This is a genomic window from Roseovarius sp., from assembly GCF_048262375.1.
Taxonomy (GTDB): domain Bacteria; phylum Pseudomonadota; class Alphaproteobacteria; order Rhodobacterales; family Rhodobacteraceae; genus Roseovarius.
Window position 1 is genome coordinate 15315 of sequence record NZ_JBLXFE010000007.1, and the last position, 24907, is coordinate 40221.

28 protein-coding genes are annotated in these 24907 nt (G+C 59.9%); 16 read left to right on the forward strand and 12 right to left on the reverse strand.

Annotation, left to right across the window (positions count from 1 at the left end):
- Nucleotides 1–11: 11 nt before the first annotated feature.
- The 9 genes from ACN0SW_RS09635 (at nt 12) to ACN0SW_RS09675 (ending at nt 7440) form a co-directional block, all read left to right on the forward strand.
- The gene (locus ACN0SW_RS09635; protein ID WP_417727709.1) at nt 12–1322 is read left to right on the forward strand and encodes a cbb3-type cytochrome c oxidase subunit I; all 1311 of its coding nucleotides are present in this window, start codon (nt 12–14) and stop codon (nt 1320–1322) included.
- Nucleotides 1283–1963: a DUF2189 domain-containing protein gene (locus ACN0SW_RS09640; RefSeq protein WP_417727710.1), complete on the forward strand. Its 681-nt coding sequence runs from the start codon at nt 1283–1285 to the stop codon at nt 1961–1963. Before ACN0SW_RS09635 ends, ACN0SW_RS09640 begins: the two co-directional genes overlap by 40 nt.
- Nucleotides 1960–2352, forward strand: a complete 393-nt coding sequence (ccoS, locus tag ACN0SW_RS09645; protein ID WP_417727711.1) for a cbb3-type cytochrome oxidase assembly protein CcoS — start codon at nt 1960–1962, stop codon at nt 2350–2352. The genes ACN0SW_RS09640 and ccoS overlap by 4 nt, the downstream gene beginning before the upstream one ends.
- Complete coding sequence (locus tag ACN0SW_RS09650; RefSeq protein ID WP_417727712.1) at nt 2349–2675, forward strand: DUF6522 family protein; 327 nt, start codon at nt 2349–2351, stop codon at nt 2673–2675. The genes ccoS and ACN0SW_RS09650 overlap by 4 nt, the downstream gene beginning before the upstream one ends.
- A gap of 93 nt (nt 2676–2768) precedes the next feature.
- On the forward strand, nt 2769–3188 hold the full coding sequence (locus ACN0SW_RS09655) for a hypothetical protein (RefSeq protein ID WP_417727713.1): 420 nt from the start codon (nt 2769–2771) through the stop codon (nt 3186–3188).
- Entirely contained in the window at nt 3185–3715 is a 531-nt protein-coding gene (locus ACN0SW_RS09660) for a cupredoxin domain-containing protein (protein WP_417727714.1), read from the forward strand. Before ACN0SW_RS09655 ends, ACN0SW_RS09660 begins: the two co-directional genes overlap by 4 nt.
- Nucleotides 3712–4422, forward strand: coding sequence for an RNA polymerase sigma factor (locus ACN0SW_RS09665; protein WP_417727715.1), 711 nt, complete (start codon nt 3712–3714; stop codon nt 4420–4422). The genes ACN0SW_RS09660 and ACN0SW_RS09665 overlap by 4 nt, the downstream gene beginning before the upstream one ends.
- A gap of 581 nt (nt 4423–5003) precedes the next feature.
- Nucleotides 5004–5315, forward strand: coding sequence for a hypothetical protein (locus tag ACN0SW_RS09670; RefSeq protein WP_417727716.1), 312 nt, complete (start codon nt 5004–5006; stop codon nt 5313–5315).
- 214 nt (nt 5316–5529) lie between these two features.
- Nucleotides 5530–7440, forward strand: coding sequence for a PA domain-containing protein (locus ACN0SW_RS09675; protein ID WP_417727717.1), 1911 nt, complete (start codon nt 5530–5532; stop codon nt 7438–7440).
- Between the two features lie 129 nt (nt 7441–7569).
- On the opposite strand, the gene ACN0SW_RS09680 is transcribed toward ACN0SW_RS09675, so the two are convergent.
- The gene (locus ACN0SW_RS09680; RefSeq protein ID WP_417727718.1) at nt 7570–8154 is read right to left on the reverse strand and encodes a hypothetical protein; all 585 of its coding nucleotides are present in this window, start codon (nt 8152–8154) and stop codon (nt 7570–7572) included.
- A gap of 157 nt (nt 8155–8311) precedes the next feature.
- Here ACN0SW_RS09680 and ACN0SW_RS09685 point away from each other — a divergent pair, with 157 nt between their 5' ends.
- Entirely contained in the window at nt 8312–8824 is a 513-nt protein-coding gene (locus tag ACN0SW_RS09685; RefSeq protein ID WP_417727719.1) for a c-type cytochrome, read from the forward strand.
- 108 nt (nt 8825–8932) lie between these two features.
- Nucleotides 8933–9349 (forward strand): c-type cytochrome, encoded by a 417-nt coding sequence (locus tag ACN0SW_RS09690; protein WP_417727720.1) that lies wholly within the window; start codon nt 8933–8935, stop codon nt 9347–9349.
- 534 nt (nt 9350–9883) lie between these two features.
- Here ACN0SW_RS09690 and ACN0SW_RS09695 read toward each other — a convergent pair.
- The 5 genes from ACN0SW_RS09695 to ACN0SW_RS09715 all read right to left on the reverse strand — a co-directional run bounded on the left by ACN0SW_RS09695 (nt 9884) and on the right by ACN0SW_RS09715 (nt 14689).
- The gene (locus tag ACN0SW_RS09695) at nt 9884–10816 is read right to left on the reverse strand and encodes a ribose-phosphate diphosphokinase (RefSeq protein WP_417727721.1); all 933 of its coding nucleotides are present in this window, start codon (nt 10814–10816) and stop codon (nt 9884–9886) included.
- Nucleotides 10813–12321, reverse strand: coding sequence for a thymidine phosphorylase family protein (locus tag ACN0SW_RS09700; protein ID WP_417727722.1), 1509 nt, complete (start codon nt 12319–12321; stop codon nt 10813–10815). Before ACN0SW_RS09700 ends, ACN0SW_RS09695 begins: the two co-directional genes overlap by 4 nt.
- Entirely contained in the window at nt 12318–13700 is a 1383-nt protein-coding gene (locus tag ACN0SW_RS09705) for an MBL fold metallo-hydrolase (protein WP_417727723.1), read from the reverse strand. The genes ACN0SW_RS09700 and ACN0SW_RS09705 overlap by 4 nt, the downstream gene beginning before the upstream one ends.
- Nucleotides 13697–14062, reverse strand: a complete 366-nt coding sequence (locus tag ACN0SW_RS09710; protein ID WP_417727724.1) for a DUF5676 family membrane protein — start codon at nt 14060–14062, stop codon at nt 13697–13699. The genes ACN0SW_RS09705 and ACN0SW_RS09710 overlap by 4 nt, the downstream gene beginning before the upstream one ends.
- A gap of 81 nt (nt 14063–14143) precedes the next feature.
- Entirely contained in the window at nt 14144–14689 is a 546-nt protein-coding gene (locus ACN0SW_RS09715; protein WP_417727725.1) for a calcium-binding protein, read from the reverse strand.
- 405 nt (nt 14690–15094) lie between these two features.
- On the opposite strand from ACN0SW_RS09715, the gene ACN0SW_RS09720 reads away from it, so the two are divergent.
- The 4 genes from ACN0SW_RS09720 (at nt 15095) to ACN0SW_RS09735 (ending at nt 18792) form a co-directional block, all read left to right on the forward strand.
- Nucleotides 15095–15319: a hypothetical protein gene (locus tag ACN0SW_RS09720; protein ID WP_417727726.1), complete on the forward strand. Its 225-nt coding sequence runs from the start codon at nt 15095–15097 to the stop codon at nt 15317–15319.
- 63 nt (nt 15320–15382) lie between these two features.
- The gene (locus tag ACN0SW_RS09725; protein WP_417727727.1) at nt 15383–15820 is read left to right on the forward strand and encodes a hypothetical protein; all 438 of its coding nucleotides are present in this window, start codon (nt 15383–15385) and stop codon (nt 15818–15820) included.
- A gap of 241 nt (nt 15821–16061) precedes the next feature.
- Nucleotides 16062–16403: a hypothetical protein gene (locus tag ACN0SW_RS09730; RefSeq protein ID WP_417727728.1), complete on the forward strand. Its 342-nt coding sequence runs from the start codon at nt 16062–16064 to the stop codon at nt 16401–16403.
- Between the two features lie 49 nt (nt 16404–16452).
- Nucleotides 16453–18792, forward strand: a complete 2340-nt coding sequence (locus ACN0SW_RS09735; RefSeq protein ID WP_417727729.1) for a heavy metal translocating P-type ATPase — start codon at nt 16453–16455, stop codon at nt 18790–18792.
- 797 nt (nt 18793–19589) lie between these two features.
- Here the strand turns inward: ACN0SW_RS09735 and ACN0SW_RS09740 are convergent.
- Nucleotides 19590–20732, reverse strand: a complete 1143-nt coding sequence (locus ACN0SW_RS09740) for an alpha-D-ribose 1-methylphosphonate 5-triphosphate diphosphatase (RefSeq protein WP_417727730.1) — start codon at nt 20730–20732, stop codon at nt 19590–19592.
- A gap of 49 nt (nt 20733–20781) precedes the next feature.
- On the opposite strand from ACN0SW_RS09740, the gene ACN0SW_RS09745 reads away from it, so the two are divergent.
- Nucleotides 20782–21453: a DUF1045 domain-containing protein gene (locus tag ACN0SW_RS09745; RefSeq protein ID WP_417727731.1), complete on the forward strand. Its 672-nt coding sequence runs from the start codon at nt 20782–20784 to the stop codon at nt 21451–21453.
- On the opposite strand, the gene phnN is transcribed toward ACN0SW_RS09745, so the two are convergent.
- Genes phnN through ACN0SW_RS09770 form a run of 5 tightly spaced genes read right to left on the reverse strand, consistent with a single transcriptional unit; the run spans nt 21435 to nt 24882 of the window.
- Nucleotides 21435–21980 carry a phosphonate metabolism protein/1,5-bisphosphokinase (PRPP-forming) PhnN gene (phnN, locus tag ACN0SW_RS09750; protein WP_417727732.1) on the reverse strand — a complete coding sequence of 182 codons (546 nt, stop codon included), beginning with the start codon at nt 21978–21980 and terminating at the stop codon, nt 21435–21437. The two genes, ACN0SW_RS09745 and phnN, sit on opposite strands and share 19 nt — an antisense overlap.
- Entirely contained in the window at nt 21977–22660 is a 684-nt protein-coding gene (gene phnL, locus ACN0SW_RS09755) for a phosphonate C-P lyase system protein PhnL (protein ID WP_417727733.1), read from the reverse strand. Before phnL ends, phnN begins: the two co-directional genes overlap by 4 nt.
- A 4-nt stretch (nt 22661–22664) precedes the next feature.
- Entirely contained in the window at nt 22665–23435 is a 771-nt protein-coding gene (phnK, locus tag ACN0SW_RS09760; protein ID WP_417727734.1) for a phosphonate C-P lyase system protein PhnK, read from the reverse strand.
- Nucleotides 23432–24283 (reverse strand): alpha-D-ribose 1-methylphosphonate 5-phosphate C-P-lyase PhnJ, encoded by an 852-nt coding sequence (locus tag ACN0SW_RS09765; protein ID WP_417727735.1) that lies wholly within the window; start codon nt 24281–24283, stop codon nt 23432–23434. The genes phnK and ACN0SW_RS09765 overlap by 4 nt, the downstream gene beginning before the upstream one ends.
- Complete coding sequence (locus tag ACN0SW_RS09770) at nt 24280–24882, reverse strand: HAD-IA family hydrolase (protein ID WP_417727736.1); 603 nt, start codon at nt 24880–24882, stop codon at nt 24280–24282. Before ACN0SW_RS09770 ends, ACN0SW_RS09765 begins: the two co-directional genes overlap by 4 nt.
- Nucleotides 24883–24907 lie beyond the last annotated feature (25 nt).

Genomic DNA, 24907 nt, shown 5'->3' on the forward strand with positions numbered 1-24907 from the left:
GGCAGAAAAAGATGACTGCGACGCTGTCCGTTTCCGAACGCCGGATTGGCATGGTCCTGTCGATCCTACTGGCCTTGTTGGGGCTCTCTATGGCGGCAGTAGCACGTCACGGGGTCATGTCGCTGCACGGGTTCATGGCGCTCGGGCTCGGAATCGGCTTGGCGTTTCTGCTTGGCGGCGCGCTTTATGACCCCGAGCCGCCTGGCGATCGGTTGCGCCGCTATTACGATGCACCGACCCGGTTCGGAATCGTCATGACGTTGATTTGGGCGATAATCGGCATGGGTGTCGGCGTATGGGTTGCGGCGTTGCTTTATTGGCCTGAGGCAACGCCACTCTGGCCCGCGACCAGCTTTGGCCGGCTCAGGCCCGTGCATACGACCGGCATCATACTCGGCTTTGGCGGCAATGCCCTGATAACCACGTCGTTCCACGTCCTTCAACGTACCTCACGCGCGCGGCTGGCCGACTCCGTCAGCCCTTGGGTCGTGCTTCTCGGCTACAACCTGTTCTGTGCCTGGGCGATGACCGGCTATTTGATGGGGTCTACCCAGTCCAAGGAATATGCCGAGGCCGAATGGTATGCGGACCTATGGCTGGTGGTGGTCTGGATCACTTATTTCGTGCTCTATCTGCGCACAATTGCTCGGCGGAACGAGCCGCATATCTATGTCGCCAACTGGTATTACCTGGCCTTCATCCTAGTCGTGGCGATGCTGCACATCGTCAACAATCTCGCGTTACCGGTACGGCTTACCACGGCCAAGAGCTTCCCCATCTGGTCGGGCGTGCAGGACGCGATGGTGCAATGGTGGTACGGCCACAACGCGGTCGCCTTCTTTCTGACCGCCGGGTTCCTCGGCATGCTCTACTACTTCCTGCCGGTCCGGTCGGGGCGGCCAATCTGGTCCTATCGCCTGTCCATTGCCAGTTTCTGGGGTATTACCTTTTTCTATATCTGGGTGGGATCACACCACCTGCACTACACCGCGCTGCCTTTCTGGGCACAGACGCTGGGGATGACGTTTTCGGTCATGCTGCTGGTGCCGAGCTGGGCCTCGGCAGGCAACGCCATCGCCACGCTGAACGGCGCTTGGCACAAGGTGCGTGATGACGCGACGCTGCGCTTCATGTTCGCCGCCGCCGTGTTCTACGGGCTGTCTACCTTCGAGGGGTCGTTTCTTGCAATCCGCCCGGTCAACTCGCTCAGCCACCCTATGCGCGCGACCTGCCAGCGTCTTCGGCGTTGGACTGGCTGCGGGCTGGTTGGCAAGATGTGCGAATGGCGCCCTGGTCCAGCCTTGCCTACGGTTTGTTCCTGACGCTGATATCCTATGTCGTCCTGTGGGCACTCTACGCGGGCCATCTGTTGCATCTCGCGCTTCCCGCCATATCCGGGTTCCTGATTGTCGGGCCATTCCTGGCAATCGGGCTCTACGAGCAGAGTCGTATGCAGGCACAGGGTCGACAGGTTGCGTTCTCCGACATGCTGATATTTCGGCCGGTGTCAGGAGGGCAGTTGGCCTACGCTGGACTGCTACTCGGGCTTCTCATCCTGTTCTGGCTCAGGGCAGCAGATCTTCTTTATGCGCTGTTTTTCGGCCTTATTCCGTTCCCCGGCGCGGAGGAGGCGTTGACCAATGTGTTGACGACGCCCCGGGGATGGACGCTGATTGTAACAGGCACGCTGGTGGGCTGCCTGTTCGCAGCCTTCGCCTTTGCGATCAGCGTCTTCTCCATTCCCATGCTGGTCTCGCGCAAGACCGATGCGCTGACCGCCATGGGGTTGAGCTTTATCATGACAGTACAGAACCTGCGCCCCACGTTGGCCTGGGGTGTGGTCGTCGCGCTTGGAATGGGTCTGACGGTGGTAACCGGCCTTGCCGCCCTGATCGTTCTCTTTCCGGTTCTTGGTCATGGCACTTGGCACGCCTATCAAGCGATAGCTGGTGAGGGACGATGAGTCTTCTTCTGCTCATACCCCTTTCGATTGGCCTCGGCCTGATGGGGCTTTGCGCCTTTTACTGGGCGCTCAAGAACGGGCAGTTCGATGACCCTGATGGTCCGCATGGCGCATCATCCCCCCTGATCTCCCACTCGAAATGGAAGGAAAGCCCGATGACAAGCTGGCTCCCGACACTCAAGACAGCAACGCCCGAAGAGGGTTATGACCTCGCCGTCAAACTTGCACGGGTCGCCGTGAAACTGACGCAGCCCGACGCCGAAATCCGCGATCGCCTGCAACCGGAATACGCCGAGGATTCCGACGCTCTGATCGCCGTCAGCCAAGTCGTCGCGACGCATTTCGCCACTGTGGCTGTGGCGAATGATTACTGGCGGGGCACGACATGAGCTGCGTCGAGCGAAACGGGGATCAGTTCATCGTCGATGCGCGAGAACTGGCCAAGGCGTTTGACCTGACCGCCGACGAAACACGCATCCGGATGCAAGCTGGCCAGATCGCGGCGCTTTGTGAATGTGGCGAAGGGGACGATTCAGGTCGCTGGCGATTGACCTTCCGCCATCAGGGCCGCGCCTTGCGGATGATCGTGGATACGCATGGCGAGATCCTGAGCAAGAGCACGTTTCCAGTCGGTCATCCGAACGTGGTGACTCGAACACAATCACCGGCAACGCGCGAAGAACCCGTACCGACCAGGCGCGACAAAACCTGACCGCGAAACTTTTCTGCGAACCTTTATGTTTCTTGCGCATCAAAGAGACAGGTGGCCACGACTGTGGCGCCACAGAACTTGAAAGGACGCAACATGAAATCTGCTTTCATTCTCTCCGCAACCGCCCTCATCTTCTCTGTCGGGCATGCCCTGGCTCATGACGGGGAGGCGTTGCAAATGTCGCCTCCGGGCGAGCCTTATGTCCAGGTCAGCGACGCCTTGCCTCTGCCGGAGTTTATTCCGGGCCTGGGCACGCTCTTCGTCGATCCTGCCTCACTTCCCGCCGGCCCCTTTCTCGCCTATGATCACGATGGAAGGCTCTCGGCCACGATCTACATGACGCCTCTGGAAGACCTGCAGAACGGCACCTCCTTCGATGACCTGGGCGTTGGCAGCCACACGGTGTCGTTAGTCGACATCTACTTCAACGCCGGTCATCCCGGCGTGGACAGGCCGCATGCCCATGTTGTGCTGTTCCATGACGAGAACGCCAAGTCTAGGCTCTCCAAATGATACGGGGACGCCGAGAGTTACTGACGGTCGGGGGTGGCGTGATCGCCACCCTTGCGTTCCCGCGCGTTGTTCGGGCAACTCAGGTCGAAACCGTGGAAATGAAAGGAACCGCGCGGGGAGAACATGTCTGGTTCGAACCCATGGGTCTCGCGGTTGCTTCCGGCACAACCTTGCGTTTCATCAACAGAGATCCCGGCAATAGCCACACCGCGACGGCCTATCATCCGCACATATTTGATCGGCAGCGGCGCATTCCGGCAGGCGCTGCGCCGTGGGACAGCGATTTTCTGCTGCCCAACGAAAGTTTCGAGGTCACGCTGACCGCTCCCGGCGTCTATGATTACTACTGCCTTCCGCATGAAATGGCCGGTATGGTTGGCCGGATAGTGGTGGGACAACCCGCAACTCTGGGATGGGAGGGTCCGGCAGGCGACAGCGGAGATATGGAACCCGAGGCCCTCGCAGGATTTCCGTCGATAGAGGACATTCTCGCCCGAGGCTGGATCGTACGGGAGGAGCACGAATGAGTTCCCGATACCTGAAAAAAGTGGATGAGCTTCATCCGATCATCGATAGAAAGACCAGTGAAGGCGACCTGCTTGCTGCTGCAATTGCACGTTCGGAACCCGCCGTCCGGGAACTCATCCGGCGCAACAACCCGCGCCTGTTCAGGGTCGCACGGGGGATCGTTTCGACCGATGCAGAAGCCGAGGATGTGGTGCAGGAAACCTATCTCGCTGCGTTCCGACGTCTGGACAGCTTCCGCGGCGCTTCCGCCTTTTCGACCTGGATCACACGCATTGCGATCAACAACGCCTTGATGCACCAGCGCCGCAAACGCCCTGAGGAGGAGTACGATACAGTGATCGAGAGCGACGTTTCATCTGTCCTGCCTTTTCCTGGGTCGCCACTAGAAAATGCCGAGGGTCAGCTTGGGCGCCATCAGCTTCGGCGGATACTGGAGGAGGTGGTGAACGGGTTGCCGCCCGAGTTGCGTCTTGTGTTTGTTCTGAGCGAAACAGAAGGCATGACCAACAAGGAGATCGCACGCGACCTGGAAATCAACCCGATTACCGTCAAAACGCGGCTGTTTAGGGCGCGCAAATGGTTGAGATTGGATTTGGAGCGCAGGATAAAAGGCGGCTTCAATTCCATCTTTCCTTTCGACGGCCTACGTTGTGCCAACATGGCCGAGCGGGTTGTTCAAGACCTACGCGAGCAGGAGTATCTATAGAAAACAAGCCGCTTGACCGAACATTCGCTTGCATGCTCGTCAAGCGGTTGACGTAGTGACCGGAAACGAAAAGAATCGGTGCATGCAGAATTCCGGGAGCACTTCATCGGTTCTGGTGAGTCAAAGAGACAGCATTTCCGCAAATGCAGCACCACACCACATCACGTGTTGGGCCAAGCCACACTTTTAGGAACTCTCCGCTGGCCCTGCCGAGGAGGATTTTGCATGTCCAGCCCCATTGCGCAGAAATCGTCTGTTACGCCCTCCCGAAGCCAAAAAAACATTTGGATACAAAGATGTGCGCAGCGCCCTTCGGGGCAATTTTTGCATTTCGCATTTTACATCATTGCCACATCAACACCGTTACAGAAAAACCGCACCAGCACGCATCCTTCTGTATTCGACGACGTTTGTGGCCAAGGCGCTGCAATGCACGGTTGTGCGCAAATCCTGAGCTCGGACAGGATGGCGGGCTGGATCCACTGGGTATGTAGCGGCCCATTGAAGCGATCTATCAGTCGCTGCTACCGGGCATCAGCACCAACACACTGCGCTTCGGGTGCTATTAGTTCTTCGTCTGGATGCTCGAGGTCTGTGCCAAGGAAAACGAAAACACCGGTCCCATTGCCTTTGGGCTGTTCCAGCGTCGCTGTGAAAGCTTTTTTGCCTTTATCGCCGCGCGTGGCGCCGCCAAACTGGGCGTCGCAGGGATTGATTGGGCGCAGAGGTGGCTGGCAGCCGTTCCGGAAAACCCGGCGGCGATCATCGATTTCTCAGCCGGAATTGATCCGAAAGCGGATGTCGGCCAGCGCTATCTGCGCAACAAGGGTGGAGCCTTTGTGGGCAATCTACATTATGCTGAGACGTGCATAGAATGGAGTAATGCGCAGTAAACCGCCATAGAACATAGCCTTTGGAAACTCAAAACGCTTCGATCCTGCTGTTTTCTTTTTCACCTTCGGCAACTTGTTCTGAATTCTGTTGTCGCAAATTATATATTCCTGAGTTATGTTTTCTGTGGGTTCAGTTTATCCAAAAAAATTTCGAGCGGTAATTTCAGATAATAAAACGCTGGGTGAGGCAACCAGTCAAATAGGGAGATTACAAATGATACCGAAGTGGCTTTACATCCTTCCTGTTGCATTTTCCACAGCAGCTTTGCCGGTCTGGGCTGATGACCACCCGGAAATATCGGACGAATTTATCGGAATCCTTGAACGCCCCGATCCCAGTGAAGCGCTCAGTCACCATGACCTCGCCGTTAAGAATATAGTAAGTAGCGGACCAAATTCGAAAGTTACGAAAAACCTCGCCGAAGCGGGCCGGGGGGAGCGTTTGCTGCCCGAAGGCACAACGGATGTTTGGGTCCACGACGGGTTTGCATATATTGGGACGTTCAATTCTCCTTGCGGTGATGGAACGGGTGCCAACGGATCAGGGGTTCAGATTTTCTATGCCCGAAATCCAAGCAAGCCTTACCAGATTTCGGTGATCCCATCTCCGGAGGGCAGCCGTTCGAATGATGTCAAGGTGGCGTCGATGAATTCCGGCGATATTCTTGTACATTCCAATGAGTCCTGTGGCGGTGGCCCCGGTGGATTTGAGGTATACAACGTCGATGATCCCGAATTTCCCCAACCGCTGGCGTCTGTGCGCATTGATGAGATCAACGCGCTGAGTAACCTTGTGTTTGGCGGCATTACCGATGTCGGCGTGCATAACCTGTGGCTCTTCAGTCAGGGGAGCAATGATTATGTGGGGGTCGTGGCCGAAACGGCCTTTGACAACTTCATGATTTACGACATTACCGATCCGGCCAATCCGGTTCGAGTGAGCGCATGGGGGGCCGAAGAAATTTTCGATCCGGGCGTGGGTGACGAAGTTGCCGATGTTAGTCGCGTTCTGAACTCGGCACTTTGGTTGCTGGACGGGTTTGGTGCCTCGGCGAACCGTTTCCTGCATGATGTGACGATCAACAAGGCAGGCGACAAAGCCTATCTAAGCAACTGGGACGCTGGTCTGGTGCTCATCGACATCAGTGATCCCGCCAACCCGGCCTTCGTCTCTCAAGCTATTGATGTGGCCAACGGCTCACTTGACGGCGAAGTCAACAGCCACAACGCCTGGCCTAATGCCGATGGCACGGTCGTCGTGGAAACAGAGGAGGATTTCTCGGCTTGGGAAAGCAACATTCCGCCAACCAGTCTGACGCAGGACGGAGGGGCCACGCCGGGTGATCCGACAATTCCCGCCACGGCCATTTCGACCAGTGCAGGTGATTTCTTTGAGACTAATCAGACCGGACTTTCAGGTTCCGTCAGTGGCGGACAGGTCGTGGTCGATGGCGGCCCAACCTTTGCTGCGGTCGAACTGGGCACTGCGGCCGGATCTCCAACTTTTTCTGACACCGGTACGCTGTCAGGTGAGTTGGTCTTTATCGGTCGCGCGTGTACGCTGACTGCGGGTGATGCGCTTTTGAACGTTGGCGCAATCGATCCCGGCGATATTGCTGTTGTTCGTCGTGGTGCCTGCGAGTTCGACGAAAAGTCGCAATCGGCTGCTGCAGCTGGCGCCTCTGCCGTGGTCATCGCAAACAACCAACCCGGCAGCACCCCTTGGGGTGGCATCCGTATTTGGGACTACAGTGATCCGGCCAATCCGGTTCTGTCCTCCCTGTTCGATACGGAATGCAGTGCATCGACCGAGCCGGGTGGTGAATGTGATCCACGTGGTACCTATTCGGTACACAACGTGCAGGTCGAAGGGGAAAAGGCTTATGTGTCCTGGTACAGCGATGGTATGGTCGTGCTGGACATCAGCGATCCCGTGAATCCTGTGGAGACAGCCCGTTTCAAAAGATCGGGGCCTGAATTCGAGGCCGAAAACGGTGGAATTCAGGATATCTGGGGCGTTTACAAAGAAACCAACAGCCCTTGGATTTTCGGATCAGATCGTAATGGTGGGCTGTATGTACTCAAAGAGTATGGTTCAGGCAGCATAAAGGTTGCCCAAGATTAGTCTGGGCAAATTGACTGACATCAAAAACAAGGGGCGGCACAACAGTGCCGTCCTTTTTATGTAGGCATCGAAGATGCGTCATAACAGCCGCTCTTTATTGTTCTGGAGCCGAAAGGTCCGGCACAAAACCTAATGTGTGGATTTGCCTGCCCGCGCTTTCACTTTCCGCGCCGTTTCAAGCAAATCATGCAACGTCTTCTCTTCCAATCCCTGAGTACGAACCATGCCTTTGCCACCCGTAGACTTGGTGTCCACAGCCGGTTCCTCCACAATGGCAGTCTCGATTGGTGTGCTGTTTGCGAAATGGATCAAGTCGCGGCGCGTGCCCAATTCGATCCATACTCCAGCCTTGTCTATGTCCGCGATCATCTCACCTTGGGGCAATGTGTCCCCGGGCCCAACAAGAATATCGCGATTAGCTGTACCCAGGATTGCCCACCGTTCCGTCCTGCCAACAAACAACCCTTTGAGTGTGTAGTTGCCAATCATGACTTCGCTTTTAGCGTCGGGCTCTATTTTCTTAAGCGGTTTGCCAAAAATAGGTGGCCAAGCTGAAGTTCTGCCTTGTTCATGATCTAACTGAGCCTCTATCCCCGGTCCGCGAAGCGAAACTTCGGCACTCGGAACCCGTTCGAAATGAGTAAGCACAAGCAGCAGAGAACCGCCGCCATAACCAAAAGCGGTCGCAGCAGTTACCAAAACAAGATTTGCCAAGCTTTTCATCTAAGGGCAAAGCATAACACGGGTTATATCTACTGGACACAACTGACCGTTGCTGATCTGAAATAGGTTAAAGCTTTTGAGTGCGCGGCTGTCGTACGCCCAAAATATTGACCGGATAATGAGCGACACAAGAACAAAGAACGGTCGCATGGCGATCAAAGCTTGGATAGGGAAACGGATTGCCCTGATAGGTGCTTTTGTGCTGCTGATTTGCCTTGGCTACCTATCGTCGCAAATGGCTCCGGATACCAGCAAGCGAAATTGGCCGATGCAATTCACGAGTGCAGGGCAACGGCTTTACTTTACCGGTCAGGGCACTTCGGGGCAGCGCATGTTGCCAAGCGGCGGAAACCATCACATGACAATGATGGGCAGCGGAGCATGTGTGGACTGCCACGGCACGAACAGAGAGGGCGGGCGTTTGTGGCCTACTTTCTGGAGTAAGGCACCGGCAATTACATTCTCGGCTCTGTCAGGCGCGCATGGTGAGGATGGTCATGATCACGAAACCTATTCTGCAGAAACTTTGGCCAAAGCAATTGCAGATGGGGTGCGTCCTGACGGAACCTCGATTGGGCCGGGGATGCCCCGTTGGTCGATGCCTTCGCAATCCCTTGATGATCTGGTGAACTACCTTCTTTCGCCCCCCAATGATAAGTGACCTGAAAATGACCTCTGGCGCGGGCTGGAATGCCGTTGTGTTCAATGCTTTCGTGCAAAAGGCACACAAACAGAATGAACGGATAGGACTATGCGAAAAATAATAATTATGGCCGGAACTATCGTCGCCGGTGCTGCGGTCTACTTCGGCAGCCAACAGACTGGGCTCGCGCCTGTGAGGGATACGCAGGATGCCAATCAAACAGGTGCAATTGTCGCCGTGAACGTGCCAGACACATTGTCTGCGAATGCGATGATTGGAAAAACGGCTTACCAAGTCAAATGCGCAACCTGCCACGGTGAAAATGCAGCCGGGAAAGACGGTAAGGCACCGCCATTGGTGCATAAAATCTACGAACCATCGCACCACGGCGACGAAGCCTTTCAGCGGGCAGCCGCCATCGGCGTACGAAGTCATCACTGGCCTTTCGGCAACATGCCGCCCGTTGACGGGCTGACTCGTGCTGATGTCTCAATGATCGTTGTCTACGTGCGTGAGCTTCAGCGCTCCAACGGCATCAATTGATTGTAAAATACTCATATCCGTTCGAAGCGGATATTGTGTGATTTCCTCAATTCAGGACGAGCCGGTTCTTCAACCACCGAAGATCAATCTCGCAAGGGCGGAAGTGCTTTATCAAGCGCATCGCACCTCTTGGCGCAGTGTCAATCTGGAGGGTCGTCCAACTGGCAAACTCCGGATACCAACGAACGACGTCCTGCGCCGACACATGATCGCGACGGACATACTTGGCATCTTGGTATAGCACCTATCCAAAATTTGGTGGACAGGCAGGGCCGGTCGCAATCCGCCCAGAGTGGTTTCTCCATAGGATGCCCGCGTTTCAGAAAGGTCTGACAGACCCCTAATCTTGAATATCATCGGCGACAGTAGGAGATTCGGCACGGTGAGGACCAGCGAGACCCAGAAACGGCGCTTGACGTCAGCGATCATCGTGCCGTGGTCGTCGTGTCCCTCTTCGTCGTGCCCGGCGTGCTCTGTGTCAGGCGGCGCGATTGTGCTTGCCGCCTGCCTGATGTTCGTGATGCTCCATCTTGTTCACTCGCCCTTCCTTTCATTGGCGTGTCGGCGTCCCTCCCCAAGCGTTGCGGACGGAGCGATCTCGCGGATCGCGTGGGCTATCAACGGAGCGACCCCGATGACGTTCGTCGGATGCGGCACCGTGTCGGTAGTCACGACGCGCAAGGCGCCCGCCGACGAGAGATTCTCGAGAGCGTTACCGGCAAAGATGCCATGAATGATCAGACAGATCGGTTGACCGGTGCCCGCCGCGAGAAGCTGTTCGATGGCCCGGACCATCGTCTGGCCCGACGACGCGATGTCATCGAGAATGACGGGCGTACCGTGACGCAGGGCGGCGCTTTTGGGCATGCTGACGTCAACTGACCGATCGCCCGTCCGGTGCTTCTTCAGCACCTCGAAGGGTCGGTCCGCCAGCCGCGCGACCTCGCCAACCCATTGCTGGCTCTCACTGTCGGGGCCAAGCAGCACCCCATCCGGTACGTTCTTGCTAATCCACTCCGCCAACAGTGGAGCCGTCGTGACGCGTTTCGCAGGAATCCGGAACACATCTCCGAGGCTCGAAATGCGATGAAGATGAGGATCCACCGTCACGAGCCATTCGAAGCTCTCGCTCAGGAAGTCTGAAAACAAAATTGCGCTGACGGATTGCCCCGCATGAAACCGGTGGTCCTGCCGCATATAGCCGAGATAGGGCGCGATCAGACCGACATGATGAGCGCCCATCTCCCGTGCCGTGGCGGCGGCGAAGCGAAGCGGTAGCGCCAGCGTGTCGGGATCCCGCAGGGTCGCAACGATGGCCACATCTTCGCCCGAAAGTCCGTTCGGGATTGTCACCAGGCTCTCGCCATCGGGAAAGTGGTGCCAATCCAAGGGCCGTGAAACGGTACCGAGATGCGAAGCGATCTTGGCAGCAAGCGGTATCATTTCCGGGAACGGGATCAGGATCATCGCGATTCCTCCGCGATCACGAACACGTCCGGATGGCGTTCCGCATAGCTTCGCGCCCAGTTTGCCTCGCCGGGGGTGGCCGAGTGGATCTCGTAGAGCGGTTGGCCCTTGGAAACGCGGTCCCCGACCCGCGCCGTCAGCCGGACACCGGCCACCTTCTGTCGCGGGGCACCCGCAAGCTTGGCGACCCGCGCAATCACCCGGTTGTCGATGCTGGAGATCACCCCATCGGACAGTGCCGAAATCTCGATCCGATGCGGGGCAAGTTCTGGCTCGGTAAACCCACCCTGCGCAGCGCAGATCGCAAGGAACTTCGCTTCGGCTGCGCCGCTGTCGAGCAGCGTTTCAGCCCTCGCGCGCCCGATACCCGGCGCGCCGTCAGGCACAAGATCCAACAGTTTTCCAGCAAGGGTCAGCGCCCTCGCACGCAGGTCGTTCGGAGCGCCGGCCGCACGGCGCAGCACCGCCAGCACGTCTGCCGCTTCGAGTGCCGGTCCGATGCCACGCCCGACCGGAGCGGAACCGTCACTCAGGTGCAATGCCAGCCGAAGGCCGATGGCCTCGCCCACCTGAAGGAACCGTTTCATCAATACTTCTGCGGCCTTGGCGGAGCGAACTTTCGCGGTAGCGCCGACGGGGATGTCGATCAGGACATGGGTGGATCCGGCTGCTGCCTTCTTGGACAGGACGCTGGCCACTAGCTGCCCGTTCGAGTCGAAATCGAGCGGGCGTTCGATCCGGATGAAGTGATTGTCGGCCGGGCTGAGGTTCAGCGCCCCGCCCCAGATCACACAGCCGCCTTCGGCCTCCACCACCCGGCGCAGTGCTCGCTCGTCGAGCGTCACAGGCGCCATGACCTCCATAGTATCTGCAGTGCCCGCCGGCGATGTGATAGCGCGGCTCGATGTCTTGGGGATCATCTCGCCGGCGGCCGCGACGATCGCGACGACAAGGGGCGTCGTCCGGTTGCCGGGAAGCCCGCCGACGCAATGCTTGTCCAGGACCGTCCGGCCGCCCCAATCGAGCGTCTCGCCTGCCGCCTGCATTGCCCGCGTCAACCCCACGGTCTCGACATCATCCAGTCGCTCGCCCGCGCAAGCGGTGATGAAAGCGGCGAGATCGAGATCGGTCAGACGGTGGTCGAGCGTGTCGCGGATGATCGATGCGAAATCCTGCTCGGTCAGCCGTTCGCCGTATGCCTTGGCCCGAACCCTTGAACTGGAAATGGCAGGTTCAGGATGTGAAAAACGGGCAAGGTCGCCGTGCTGTGCTCTGATCGCCGACCAGGCCGAGGCGGACAAGGCCGCTTTGTCCACCGCCAGCCACTCGCCGCGCGCCACGACGTTCAGCGTGGCGATAACCCATCGGTCGCGCAGGTCGATGCGCACCCTCGTCTGCGCCGCAAAACCTTCGGCACGGCATATGTGGCAGTCCTCGTGCATGTAGACGACCGGCTGGCGGTAAGTATCGATCCCGGCGGGTACGAGGGCAATCGCGTCTGTCATTTCGGATGATCCAGATGCACAGTCTCGAGGTGATCCGGCACACGGACTGCCCGACCGAGTTCATGCGCCACGCGTTGACGCAGCGTGTCGGCGGCTGTCGGCTCGCCGTGGGTCAGATAGGTCATTCGCGGCGCGGGGCCGGCTGCCATCCACCGCAGGATTTCGTCCGCGTCGGCATGGCCTGAGAAGCTTTGGAGTTGGACGACTTCCGCCTCGATGGGAAAGTCGCGCCCGAACATACGCAGCGTCCTCGCCCCTTCGACCAGCGCCGCGCCCCGCGTGCCACCGGCCTGGAACCCCGAGAGCAGGATTGTGTTCCGCCGATCGCCCCCAAATCTCACCAGATGGTGGAGGATACGACCCCCTGTGAGCATGCCACTGGCAGAGACAATGATCATCGGCCCATGCCTGGTGTTGAGCTTCTTCGACTCCTCGACCGAGTTCACACGCTGCGCGATACGGAACATGCCTACGCAATCGTCCCAACTCACACGGTGTTCTTCGTGGTGCCGGTGATAGATCTCAGTCGCGTCGACCGCCATCGGGCTGTTGAGATAAACGGGAACCCGAGGAATTTCGCCCCGTGCCATCAAACGGGCGACGTGATACATCAGACCCTGTGCGCGGCCGACTGCGAAGGATGGGATAAGAACCGTGCCGCCACGGGCCAAGGTTCGCTTGAGGATGGGGGCGAGTTCCGCCTCGGAGTCAATTTCCGGGTGGCTGCGATTTCCGTAGGTCGACTCGCAGACCAGCACGTCGGCTCCCGAAAAAGGCGCGGGCGCGCGCATTAACGGATCAGGATCGTGCCCCAGATCACCGCTGAAATGCACCACGGTACCGCCAAACTCCAGCCTGATTTGCGCCGCTCCAAGCAAGTGACCGGCCGGAATGAAGGTAACACTGATTCCATCGCCAAGATCGATGGGCCGATCGAACTCCACGGTCTTGAACCGTTCGAGCGCGCGCTCTGCGTCCTTTACCGTATAGAGCGGGATCGGGTTGCGATGCTTCGAGAAGCCCTTGCGCTTGGCATTGCGCGCCTCTTCCTCTTGAAGGTGGCCGCTGTCGGGCAGGATCAGACCGCAGAGTTCCGCAGTGGCATGGGTACAGAGCACCCGCCCGCCATAGCCAGCCCGGATAAAGGCCGGAAGAAAGCCGGAATGATCGAGATGGGCATGGGTCAGCAACACCGTGTCGATGGCGGAGGGCCGCGCCGGAAACGGTTTGCGGTTGCGGTCACGCAGCGTCTTGAAACCCTGGAAGAGACCGCAATCGACAAGAATGCGGCGGGTTCCGATCTCGACGAGATAGCGGGACCCTGTGACGGTTCCCGCCGCCCCTAGGAAACGTAGGCTGGGGCGGGCAAAGCGGATCATACCTGCCTCCGCCGCGCTGTGAAGGCGTTGTAGAGGCCACCAAATACCAGTGCGACATACCAGCCGTAAAGGAAGCTTTCCGCCAGACCGATGGCGAAACCGGCTGGCGTCAGCCACACGAAACCGGGCAACAATCTGGCCCAGGTCTCGTACATCGCATAGCTTGGGAGCAGCAGGTCGAAGACAACGCACGCCACATAGGTGATGGACAGAAAGAGGCTCAGCGCCCAACCGAGATTGAGGATCGGCAGACCGACGCCGCTGCCTGTCTCAGAACGCCCCATCACGCGGGTGCCGCAGGAAAAACGCAAAGCAAAGAACAGGATTGCGGCGATTCCGGCGAAATAGATGATTGGCATCATGGCTCGGTTCCTTTCGGTATTGGCCAGACCCGGTCCCGACCTGGCTCGTTCGGCTCGGTCGGGACGCAAGTCGGGACGGTGTCAGTTGCTGGATGGCATCCGGTCGCCCATCATGCCCGGTGCCCCGGGCATCCTGCGCCGCATCTCCATCCGTCTTGCGGGGCCGTCCATCTCGGCTTCGGTGATCCTGCCGTCACCATCGGCATCGAGATGCTGGAACCGGTCCACTGTGGTTTCGCGGATCATCGCCGCGTGCAGAGCCTCGAATTCGGCCAGCGACAGGGTGCCGTCGCCATCGGCATCGAAGTCGGCGAGACGGGCCAGCATCGCCGCACGCGCGGCGCCGGGCTCAGGCTCTGCAGCCGGACCGGTGCCCATCATGCCCGGCCCCATCATCATGCGCATCATGTCGCCATCCATCATCGACATGCCGTTGCCTGGACCGGTGCCCATCATTCGGCCGTGCATCTGCATCATCATCGACATCATCTCGCCCTGACCGGCGTAGGGTCCGCTGTCGTTCGCCAGTGGCCCGCAGCCATGTCCATGGTTGATGTCGGCAGCGGCATGACCTGCTGCGGCAAACGAGAGGCTCAGCGCGGCTACAAGTGTGGTAATCGTCTTCATTTCAGGTTCCTCTGGTTTTGTTCAGCGACGCTGCAAACCGCGAAAGCGGTGCACTCCGCCGCATGGGAATAGAGCTTTCGGCAGTTGAGCCTGCTGGGGGTGAGCAGTACTCACTGCCGGACGGCGTGATCTCACACGCCACGATGCCGACGAGGGTCCGTTTTTTCCGTAAGATTGGACGACGGGTTCCGGCGCGGCGCGACTCTAGCTGTGCTGTGGCGGTCGCAGAAGTCCGAAAGCCGGAGCCGAAGGTACGGCGAACTTGACGATCACGAAACGAGCGAGGCCCGTCTCGGGGCCTGGTGGAAGTATAGGTCCCGGTAGAAGGGCCACTAGGCAGACGAGGCCACCTCCACAATGCGTCGTCGAAGGGGCGTGAGACTCGACGGCTTGATGCGAGCGGTCATGGTTCTCGTCGGCAAGGACGCCTGCGTGCGCCGCAGCGTCGTCAACCACGATGCCGTGAGCCTCGAGCGGCGTGCCGAACCCGATGACATGCACAACAGTGATCAGCGCGAGGGCGCGGATCACGACGCAGAACAGGTCAAGCGGGCTGTTGTGACTCACTTCCTTCTCCGGTTCTCTTCACCTCGTATCCTGTCTATGCTTCTTTTCTGGAGTACCTGTTGACGCAGATCAATGTTACTCATCCTTTTGACACGGGCGGCTTATGGAAAGGCTATGGCTTCTGTAATGAAACGCGCGGTTCCGGTAGAGGTCGATCTATTGATCCTGTCCTTCCTGGGTCATTTCGCGTGGGAACTTCTTCAAGCGCCGCTTTTTTCGAGCCTTGAAGGTATCGGGCATTTCGCAGGTGTGCTGATCTGCCTCCATGCGACTCTGGGCGATCTGGGGATCGCGCTTGTGGCCTTCTGGTGTGCCGCATGGCTCGGGGGCGGTAGAGGATGGGTCGCTCGGCCGATCTTGGGAGCCGTGATCCTCTTTTTCGGCGTCGGTCTGGTCGCAACCATCGGCTTCGAGTTCGTTAGCACTGAAATCCTGAACCGCTGGTCTTATGGTCCCGGGATGCCGCGGCTGCCGATTGTCGGAACCGGATTTGCGCCGCTTGTCCAGTGGCTGATCGTTCCATCACTGGTACTCTGGTACCTAAAGAGGCTCGCGAAAGAATAATAAAGGTAATGAAAGAATATCAAAAGCGCTTCGGCAATCAGGCGCAAGCCATCCACATTCCGCCGCATAGTTGCACGTCAGGGTACGGCCGCCGATAATACCTAGGTTCGCAACCCGTTTCCGGCCTTTCCCCCAAGGTCAGGAGAGAACCATGGACCGTCTAATGGGCTTTGGGGGTGCACGCCCGCGTTGAGACAACGAACGCTGCCTGGGCCTGCACGCCTGGCGGTTGGCCCTCGCGATGCCGGCGGGCATCGTCCCGGAAAGTTCCTGCTCGCGCAGTTTCGCCTATCTCGTGATGAATATCCTGATGCATTGGGGAGTCTGGCGGAATCTCCGTGGGGATATCGGCGCTCGGGGCTCGGTCCTCCTGACAGCGATCACGCTGAACTTGATCGTCCTTGCTGCCTTCGCCTCGCTTAAATGGCAGAGCGACCCGCTGATCGTCGTCATCGCCTTTGTTGGCATGACCGCCGTGGTCCTGTCCGCGCGCGTTTTCCTCGCACTCAATCCGCCACCGAGCGAAGCAGTATATGGCGGCCACTCCTCTGCACACGAAGAAAAACACGAGCCCGCCTCTTGACCTTCCGGTTACTGGAGGCCGTATGCTCGGGCGGAAAGGACGTCGATTCATGGCAAACCATCACGATCACCATCATCACGCCGCTTCCGGAAACGCCCCGGACTCTGAAATCGCAACCGATCCGGTCTGCGGAATGACCGTCGAAATCAGGGAAGGTATCCGGAGCCGTGACTATAGCGGCGAAACTTTCCACTTCTGCTCTGTCGATTGCCAGGAGAAATTCGATGCCGATCCGTACTTCTACGCCGTCGGCAAGGCGTGGAAGGCAGGACTGCGGGCACAGCCTGGCACGCAATACACTTGCCCCATGCACCCGGAGATCGTGCGCGACGAACCGGGTAACTGCCCGATCTGCGGCATGGCGCTTGAACCGGTGGTGCCATCGAACGAACCTAGCCACGAACTCGTGGACTTCACGCGGCGGATGTGGTTCTCAGCGGCGGCGGCTGTGCCTCTCATCGTTCTGACTATGGGTGAAATGGTGGCGCTGCCAGTGCGCGACTGGATCGGACATCGGACGGCGAACGTCGTGGAATTCGTTCTGGCCACGCCGATCGTTCTCTGGGCGGCACTGCCGTTCTTCCGCCGTGGCCTCGACTCGATCCGAAATGCATCACCGAATATGTGGACGCTGATCGCGCTCGGCGTGGGCGCGGCCTATGTCTACTCTTTGGTCGCGACCTTTGCGCCGGGCGTGTTCCCCGAGCAGTACCGAATGGGCCACGGCGTGGGCACCTATTACGAGGCCGCCGTGGTGATCGTCGCGCTGATCTTCGTGGGCCAGGTCCTGGAACTGCGCGCGCGAGAGCGCACAGGCGATGCGATCCGGGCACTGCTTGACCTCGCCCCCAAGACCGCGCGCCGCATCCTGCCGGACGGGTCGGAATACGACGCGCCGCTCGAGAACATCGTAGAGGGCGACCTCTTGCGGGTCCGGCCCGGCGACAGTGTGCCTGTGGACGGTGAGGTGGTCGAGGGCCGGTCCTCGGTCGACGAGAGCATGATCACGGGCGAACCGGTGCCAGTGGAGAAGGTCGAGGGCGACCGGGTTACAGGGGGGACGATCAACAAGAACGGCACGCTGGCGGTGCGCGCGACGCAGGTCGGCGCGGACACCGTTCTGTCGCAGATCGTCGAGATGGTCGCAAGCGCGCGGCGGTCGCGGGCACCGATCCAAGGGTTGGCGGACCGGGTGTCGTCGATCTTCGTGCCGACCGTGGTGCTGGTGGCCGTTGCAGCCTTCGTCATCTGGCTCTTGGCCGGGCCAGAGCCGGTGCTGGCCTTCGCCGTCGCCTCGGCAGTCTCGGTTTTGATCATCGCGTGTCCCTGTGCGCTGGGCCTCGCCACACCAATCTCAATCACCACCGCCGTCGGCCGCGGCGCGCAGGCCGGCGTGTTGATCAAGGACGCCGAGGCACTGGAGCGCATGGCGCGGGTCGAAACGTTGATTGTCGATAAGACCGGGACGCTGACCGAGGGCAAGCCACGGTTGACCGACGTGGTGGCACTCCACGGCGATGAGGCGGACGTGCTCGGCCTGGCCGCCGCGCTCGAGCGCGGATCGGAGCATCCGCTTGCCGAGGCGATTGTGGCCGGTGCCAAGGACCGTGACCTGTCGCTCGGGATCGCGGAGGACTTCGAGGCAATCACAGGCAAAGGGGTGAAGGGCACAGTTAACGGTCGCAAGGTAGCGCTCGGCAACGCAGCTATGATGTCGGAACTCGGATTGACGACAGACGACGCCGAAGCGCAGGCCGACACGCTCCGTTCGGACGGCAAGACCGCGATGTTCGTCGCCGTGGACGGAGCGCTCGCCGGGATCGTTGCCGTGGCCGATCCGATCAAGGAAACGACGGCAGCCGCGATCCGCGACCTTCATGCTCTGGGGTTGACCATTATCATGGCCACGGGCGACAACCGGCGCACGGCTGAGGCCGTGGCATCGAAGCTCGGTATAGACGAGGTGCGCGCGGGCGTTCTGCCGGAGGACAAGCAGAAACTGGTTGAGGAACTGCGCGCGAAGGGCGACTTGGTGGCGATGGCCGGCGACGGGGTGAACGATGCGCCTGCGCTGGCCGCCGCCGATGTCGGCATTGCCATGAGCACCGGAGCCGATGTGGCGGTGGAAAGCGCGGGGATCACACTTATGCGCGGGGATCTCGTTGGGATCGTCCGGGCGCGAAAATTGGCCGTGGCCACGCTGCGGAATATCAAGCAGAATCTTTTCTTTGCCTTCGTCTACAACGCTGCGGGCGTCCCCATCGCTGCCGGCGTGCTCTACCCTTTGACCGGCCTCCTGCTCTCGCCGATGATTGCGGCCGCAGCGATGAGCCTGTCCTCGGTCTCGGTCATCACCAACGCGCTCCGGCTCAGACGGACTGACCTCTGAACGCCAAGCCGTGCCTGACTTCAATCGCCAGAGGAGAACGCCATGACCGACGAAATCCTTTCCCGCCGCTGAGTGCTGATCGGCGGTGCGGTGCTGCCCTCAGCCGTCGCTGACCCGGTCTGACGGAACGCCGATCCATGTCCTGAAGGATCCAAACTGCGGCGGCTGCTCGACCTGGATTGAGACCCTAGAGGGCGACGGCTTTGTCGTCACGACCGCAGTGAGCGCGGGAACCCTGCTCATCACGGGCCTTCTGCAGGGCTTCGACGTTTGGTCCGTCGAAATAGAGAGAAATCTCGGTACTCATTGTAGACATTTCCCGTCGGTGAAAGGATAGGGTTTAGCTTTTCCCAATGGTCCGGGCTACTCAGGGTTCTTACTCAAGCATCGGTCGATCCCATGGTCGCGCGGACTCGGTGTAGATGGAGCGTATTGGCATATACTTCTTTGGTTCGTCCAACGACGATGCGTAGGCATAAACCCGGTCGGCCATTCGCTCACTGCGCCGGATTATCAGATAGCCGCAGTTCCGACCGAAACCGCTCCAAATCGGACGGCCTGAGCCACCCGTCATTTGCTACTCCGTGATTGCGCCTTCGGTCTGAAATGTTTCGGCAATCAGTGCCAACATTTCCGAATGTCCGGTACCGGTCAGTTGCTGGCAATCGCGGCTGTCTTTGAGGTGCGACCAAGAGGTCGGTATCATCCTGCCTGCCTGCTGCCTTGCAGCATTCGTCACATCAACTTGACGATTCTCCTCTAAGTTGATTGATGCAACGGTCTATAATGGACAGGCATCAGGCAACGCGTTTCCCTTGACTCCAGACGCCGCGCAAGAGCGGGGTGTCTCCAACCAAGGCGACGCGGATGACGTCACCGCGTTGGCCAACCAAAAGCTTGCCGCGATCGTTCAAGCCTGCGGCCTTGGCGGGGTTCTGCGTGACGCAGGCCGTGGCGGCGGGCAGGTCGTTCCAGAGTTTGGCCAATTGGAACGCCGACAAGAGCAGTGCCGAAGGCACGTAATCAGATGAGATGATGTTGAGAAGCTCAGCTTCTGCCAGTTCGCGCGCCGCGACATTGCCGGAATGCGATCCACCACGCACGAGGTTGGGCGCACCCATCATCACCGCAATACCATGCGCCCGGCAGGCGGCTGCCGCCTCGCGGGTGGTTGGAAATTCGGCAAAGCCTACGCCATTGGCGGCTGACGCACGAACCTGATCAGCGGTGGTGTCATCGTGGCTGGCAAGTACGGCTCCGTAGCGACGGGCTTCGGCAACGGCACCTGTTTGGTGCTTTTCTCCGAACCTTGCCTGCAAGGTCCTGAGGTTGGCGACATGTTCGGCAAATTCGACATCGTTCATGCCGCGCTTTTTCATGACATAGGTCTTGAGCGCGGTCAGGTCACGGAACTGGCGCTGACCTGGCGTGTGGTCCATCAGGCTGACGATGCCGACACGATCTTTGGGGCCGAAGGCGGCCATTTCTTCGAGCAGCGTTTCCGAGCAGATTTCGGCGCGCAGGTGAATGAAGTGGCTGATCTTAAAATGCCCCGCTGCCCGTGCGTCGAGCAATTCATCCGCCAGTTTGCGAGCATATGCGCCATAGCCCGAGTCTGCGCTGTGGATCGACCCGACGCGCAGCGCGTCAAACACCGTTGTAATCCCGGTCGACGCCAGTTCGGCGTCATGTGCAAGCAGCGCGGGAAGATGCGGCCAATCCACCTTGGGGCGAGGTTCGATATGACGTTCAAGATTGTCAGTGTGCAGTTCAACCAGACCCGGCATGACGTAATCGCCTTGGCAGTTCACTGCGCCGACTGGCACATCGTCGCCTTGTTCTATCATGTCGATCTGACCGTCGATAATGACGATCTGTCCGGTGATGACCCGATCGGATAAAACTAGACGGGCATTTGCAAGATGCAGCACCTGTGACATGGATCCGTCATGTACTTCTGTCAAATGGGTCGAAATTAAAGGAGAGTTCATGTCATACGCTCGCTTTGCGATCTATTATGTGCCGCCCGAAGGCGCGCTGGCCGAATTCGGAGCCGCGTGGCTGGGATGGGATTGCGTCGCGGGGCGCGACGCGCTCCAACCCGGTGTGCCGGGTCTTGATGACGTGACGATCACACCGCGCAAATACGGGTTTCACGGCACGCTGAAGCCGCCATTTCGACTGGTCGAGGGGCGGGATATTGAAGGGTTGAAGGCGGCGGTGGCGCAGATGGCGCAGACCTGCCCGCCGGGTCAGAGCGACGGGCTGGCGTTGACCGCGTTGGGCCGGTTCCTTGCACTGACGCCGGTCGGGGATGCCGCTGGCATTTCCCGCGTGGCCGCCACCTGTGTCGAGACGCTGGACGCGTTCCGTGCGCCGTCCACTGAGGCCGAGTTGGCGCGGCGACGCAAAGCAAGGCTGTCTGTGCGCCAGGACGCGTTGTTGCAAAGCTGGGGTTATCCTTATGTGATGGAGGAGTTCCGTTTTCACCTGACCCTGACGGGGCGTCTGCCGGTCGATCAGATCGACCGCTGGGCTGAGACTGCCCGCGCGCATCTGCCACCGCTGGCTGCCCCTTTTGTTGTGGGTGAGGTGGCGCTGATGGGCGAGCGGTCGGATGGGCGGTTCGAACTGATCCAACGCTACACCCTCGCTGGTTGAAGCGCGTCGAGCGCCTGTGCAACGGTGTCTTCAAGCGCACCGTCATTCGCGATGGTCACCACATTCAGCCCGGCAGGCACGCTTTTGTCGGCCTGTGCCAGCCGTCCGGCTATCTCTGCGACCGTTTCACGCCCGCGTCCGGCCAGACGGCGGGCCAGTGTCGTGGCGGCGGCGGTGATGTTGAGAACGGTTAGGTTCGGGAAGACCTCGTTTGCTTGCACAAGTGCGGTGCGCGAAAAATTGGCCAGACAGTCGGTGCCGGTTTGGACATCAGTCAGAACGTCCGCGGGGATGCCGTAGGACAGGCCATGCGCGGACCAATGGACACAAAACGCGCCGCGTTTGGCCGCGTCGGCAAAGGCGGCGGGTGTCACTGCATTATAGTCTTCACCACTCAGGCCTGGCGCGCGGGTAATGCTGCGGCGGACGAGGCGGATGTCGGGGCGGGCGGCAATCATGCCCGCCATGATGCTGTCTTTGCCGACACCAGATGGCCCGACAATGGCGATAAGGCGACCCGTGTTCATGCCGCACGCGCCGGGGTGAAGCGGCTCACGTCGATTTCGCGGTCGCAGACGCGGGCACGCGCCGCTTCGTCGTGGAAAATGCCGATGATCGCGGCCCCGCGTGCCTTGGCTGTCTCGATCAGCGACAACACCACGTCGCGGTTGGCGGCATCCAGACTGGCGGTGGGTTCATCCAGCAGCATCGCCGGGTAGGGGTGGGCAAATCCGCGCGCGATGTTGACGCGCTGCTGTTCGCCGCCCGAAAAGGTGGTGGGCGACAGCGACCAAAGCCGTTCGGGGATGTTGAGCTGTGCCAGAAGCTCTGAGGCGCGTGTGCGGGCCTCATCGCGGCCTACACCTACCGCGCGCAGGGGCTCTGCCACTACGTCGAGCGTCGGCACACGCGGCACGACACGCAAGAACTGGCTGACATAGCCCAACACCTCGCGGCGGATCTGGATGATCTCGCGGGGCTCGGACTGTACCAGATTGACGCCACCGATATGGATTGCCCCGGATTGGGCGCGGTAGTTGCCGTAGATCATCCGCATCAGCGTTGATTTACCCGCGCCCGAAGCGCCGGTGAGGGCCACACATTCGCCGGGCGCGACGCTCAGGTTGACATCGCTCAGCACTTCGATCACGGCGCTGCCCTGATTGTGCAGGGTAAAGGTCTTGGACACTTTGAAAAGGTCAATCATGGTCTCACACCTGCAAAACGGAGCTGACAAGAAGTTGCGTATAGGCATGCTGCGGGTCGTCCAGAACCTGATCTGTCAGGCCTGCCTCGACCACATGACCGTCTTTCATCACCATCAGCCGGTCGGCGAGAAGGCGCACCACAGCGAGGTCATGGGTGACAATGATTGCTGACAAGCCCATGTCGCGCACCAGCCCGCGCAGCAGGTCGAGCAGGCGGGCCTGCACCGACACGTCCAGCCCGCCGGTCGGCTCGTCCATGAAGACAAGGCGCGGCCCGGTCACGAGGTTGCGCGCGATTTGCAAGCGTTGTTGCATCCCGCCGGAGAACGCGGTGGGGCGGTCGTCAACGCGGGCGGCGTTGATCTCGACCCGCTCAAGCCACTCCACCGCCTTGTTGCGAATGTCCCCGTAATGTCGTGCACCTACGGCCATAAGCCGTTCGCCCACATTGCCGCCGGCGCTCACACCCATGCGCAGCCCGTCACGGGCGTGCTGGTGGACAAAGGCCCAGTCGGTGCGCGATAGCATCCGGCGTTCTGGTTCGCTCATCGTAACTGTGTCGCGGGGGCCGTGGCCCCTTGTATCGAACACCACCGATCCGGCGTCGGGCAACAGATGCCCGGCCATGCAATTGAGCAATGTGGATTTGCCCGAGCCGGATTCGCCGACGATGCCCATGACTTCGCCGGGATAAAGGTCAAACGACACATCCGCGCAGCCGATATGCATCCCGTAGCGTTTGGTGACGCCCTGAACTGACAAAAGGGGGGTCATGCCGCATCCTTTCCGCGATGACCGGCGGTTTGCCGCGCCTCGCAATAATCGGTGTCTGAACAGACGAACATCCGCCCCCCCGCATCATCAACGATCACCTCGTCCAGATAACTGTCCTCGGCGCCGCAGAGGCCGCAGGGGTGATCGGCCTTGCTGGCCTCGAACGGGTGATCCTCGAAATCAAGGCTGACAACCTGTGTGTAAGGCGGCAGCGCATAGATGCGCTGTTCGCGGCCCGCGCCGAACAATTGGATCGCAGGGCAGTTGCCCAGCTTGGGATTGTCGAATTTCGGGATCGGCGACGGGTCCATCATGTAGCGCCCCTCGACCCTGACCGGGTACGCATAAGAGGTGGCGATATGGCCGTGGCGCGAGATGTCCTCGTAAAGTTTCACATGCATCAGCCCGTATTCTTCGAGGCTGTGCATCTTCCGCGTTTCGCTTTCGCGCGGTTCGAGAAAGCGCAGCGGCTCTGGGATCGGCACTTGATAGACGAGGATTTGCCCCTCGGTCAGGGGGGCTTCGGGGATGCGGTGACGGGTCTGGATCACGGTCGCCTCAGAGGTGGCTGTCGTGGTTGCGACGCCAGCGGTGCGCTCAAAGAAGGCGCGGATTGATACCGCATTGGTGGTGTCGTCCGCGCCTTGGTCGATGACCTTGAACCGGTCCTCGGGTGTTAGAACGGCGGCGGACACCTGTACGCCGCCCGTGCCCCAGCCATAGGGCATTGGCATTTCACGGCTGGCAAATGGCACTTGATAGCCGGGGGTCGCCAGCGCCTTGAGGATGGCCCGGCGGATCATCCGCTTGGTCTGTTCATCAAGATAGGCAAAGTTGTAATTGGTCATAAGAGCCCCCGGTCGTACAGGTCGGCGCGCAGGCCCTCGGGCCCGGCAAAGTGATGCGCCTGCCAGCCTGCAGCGCGGGCTCCGGCCACATTGGCGGCGCTGTCATCGGTGAAATAACACTGGTCAGGGTGGGCGCCCGCACGCTCGCACAGAAGGTCAAAAATCTCGCGGTCGGGTTTCACTATGCCCTCATGGGCAGAGACGACGATGCCTTCGAATATATCGGTCAGGTCGGGATGCAGGCGCAGCGCCTCGGGCCATGTGTCGGCAGAGAAATTGGTGAGCGCCCAGAGGCGGTGATCGCGCGTGGCTAGCTCTGCGATAATGTCCCAGGCACCTTGGATGCGCTCGCGGATGGTCAGGCCGAAGTGGTCGAAATACCCGTCCATCAGATCGGCATGCTGCGGCCAGCGCGCGGCAATTGCCGCCACTGCCTCGGCGCGCGGGCGGCCCCGGTCCTGCTCAAAGTTCCAGTCGTAAAATTCAACCTCTGCCAGCACCGCTTCAATCTCGGCATCGTTGTCATAGGCATGACGAAAGGCGGCCTGCGGTTCCCAGCGCAAGAGAACATTGCCGATGTCGAACACGATCAGGCTCATGTCCACCCCCGTTTCATCGTTCCAA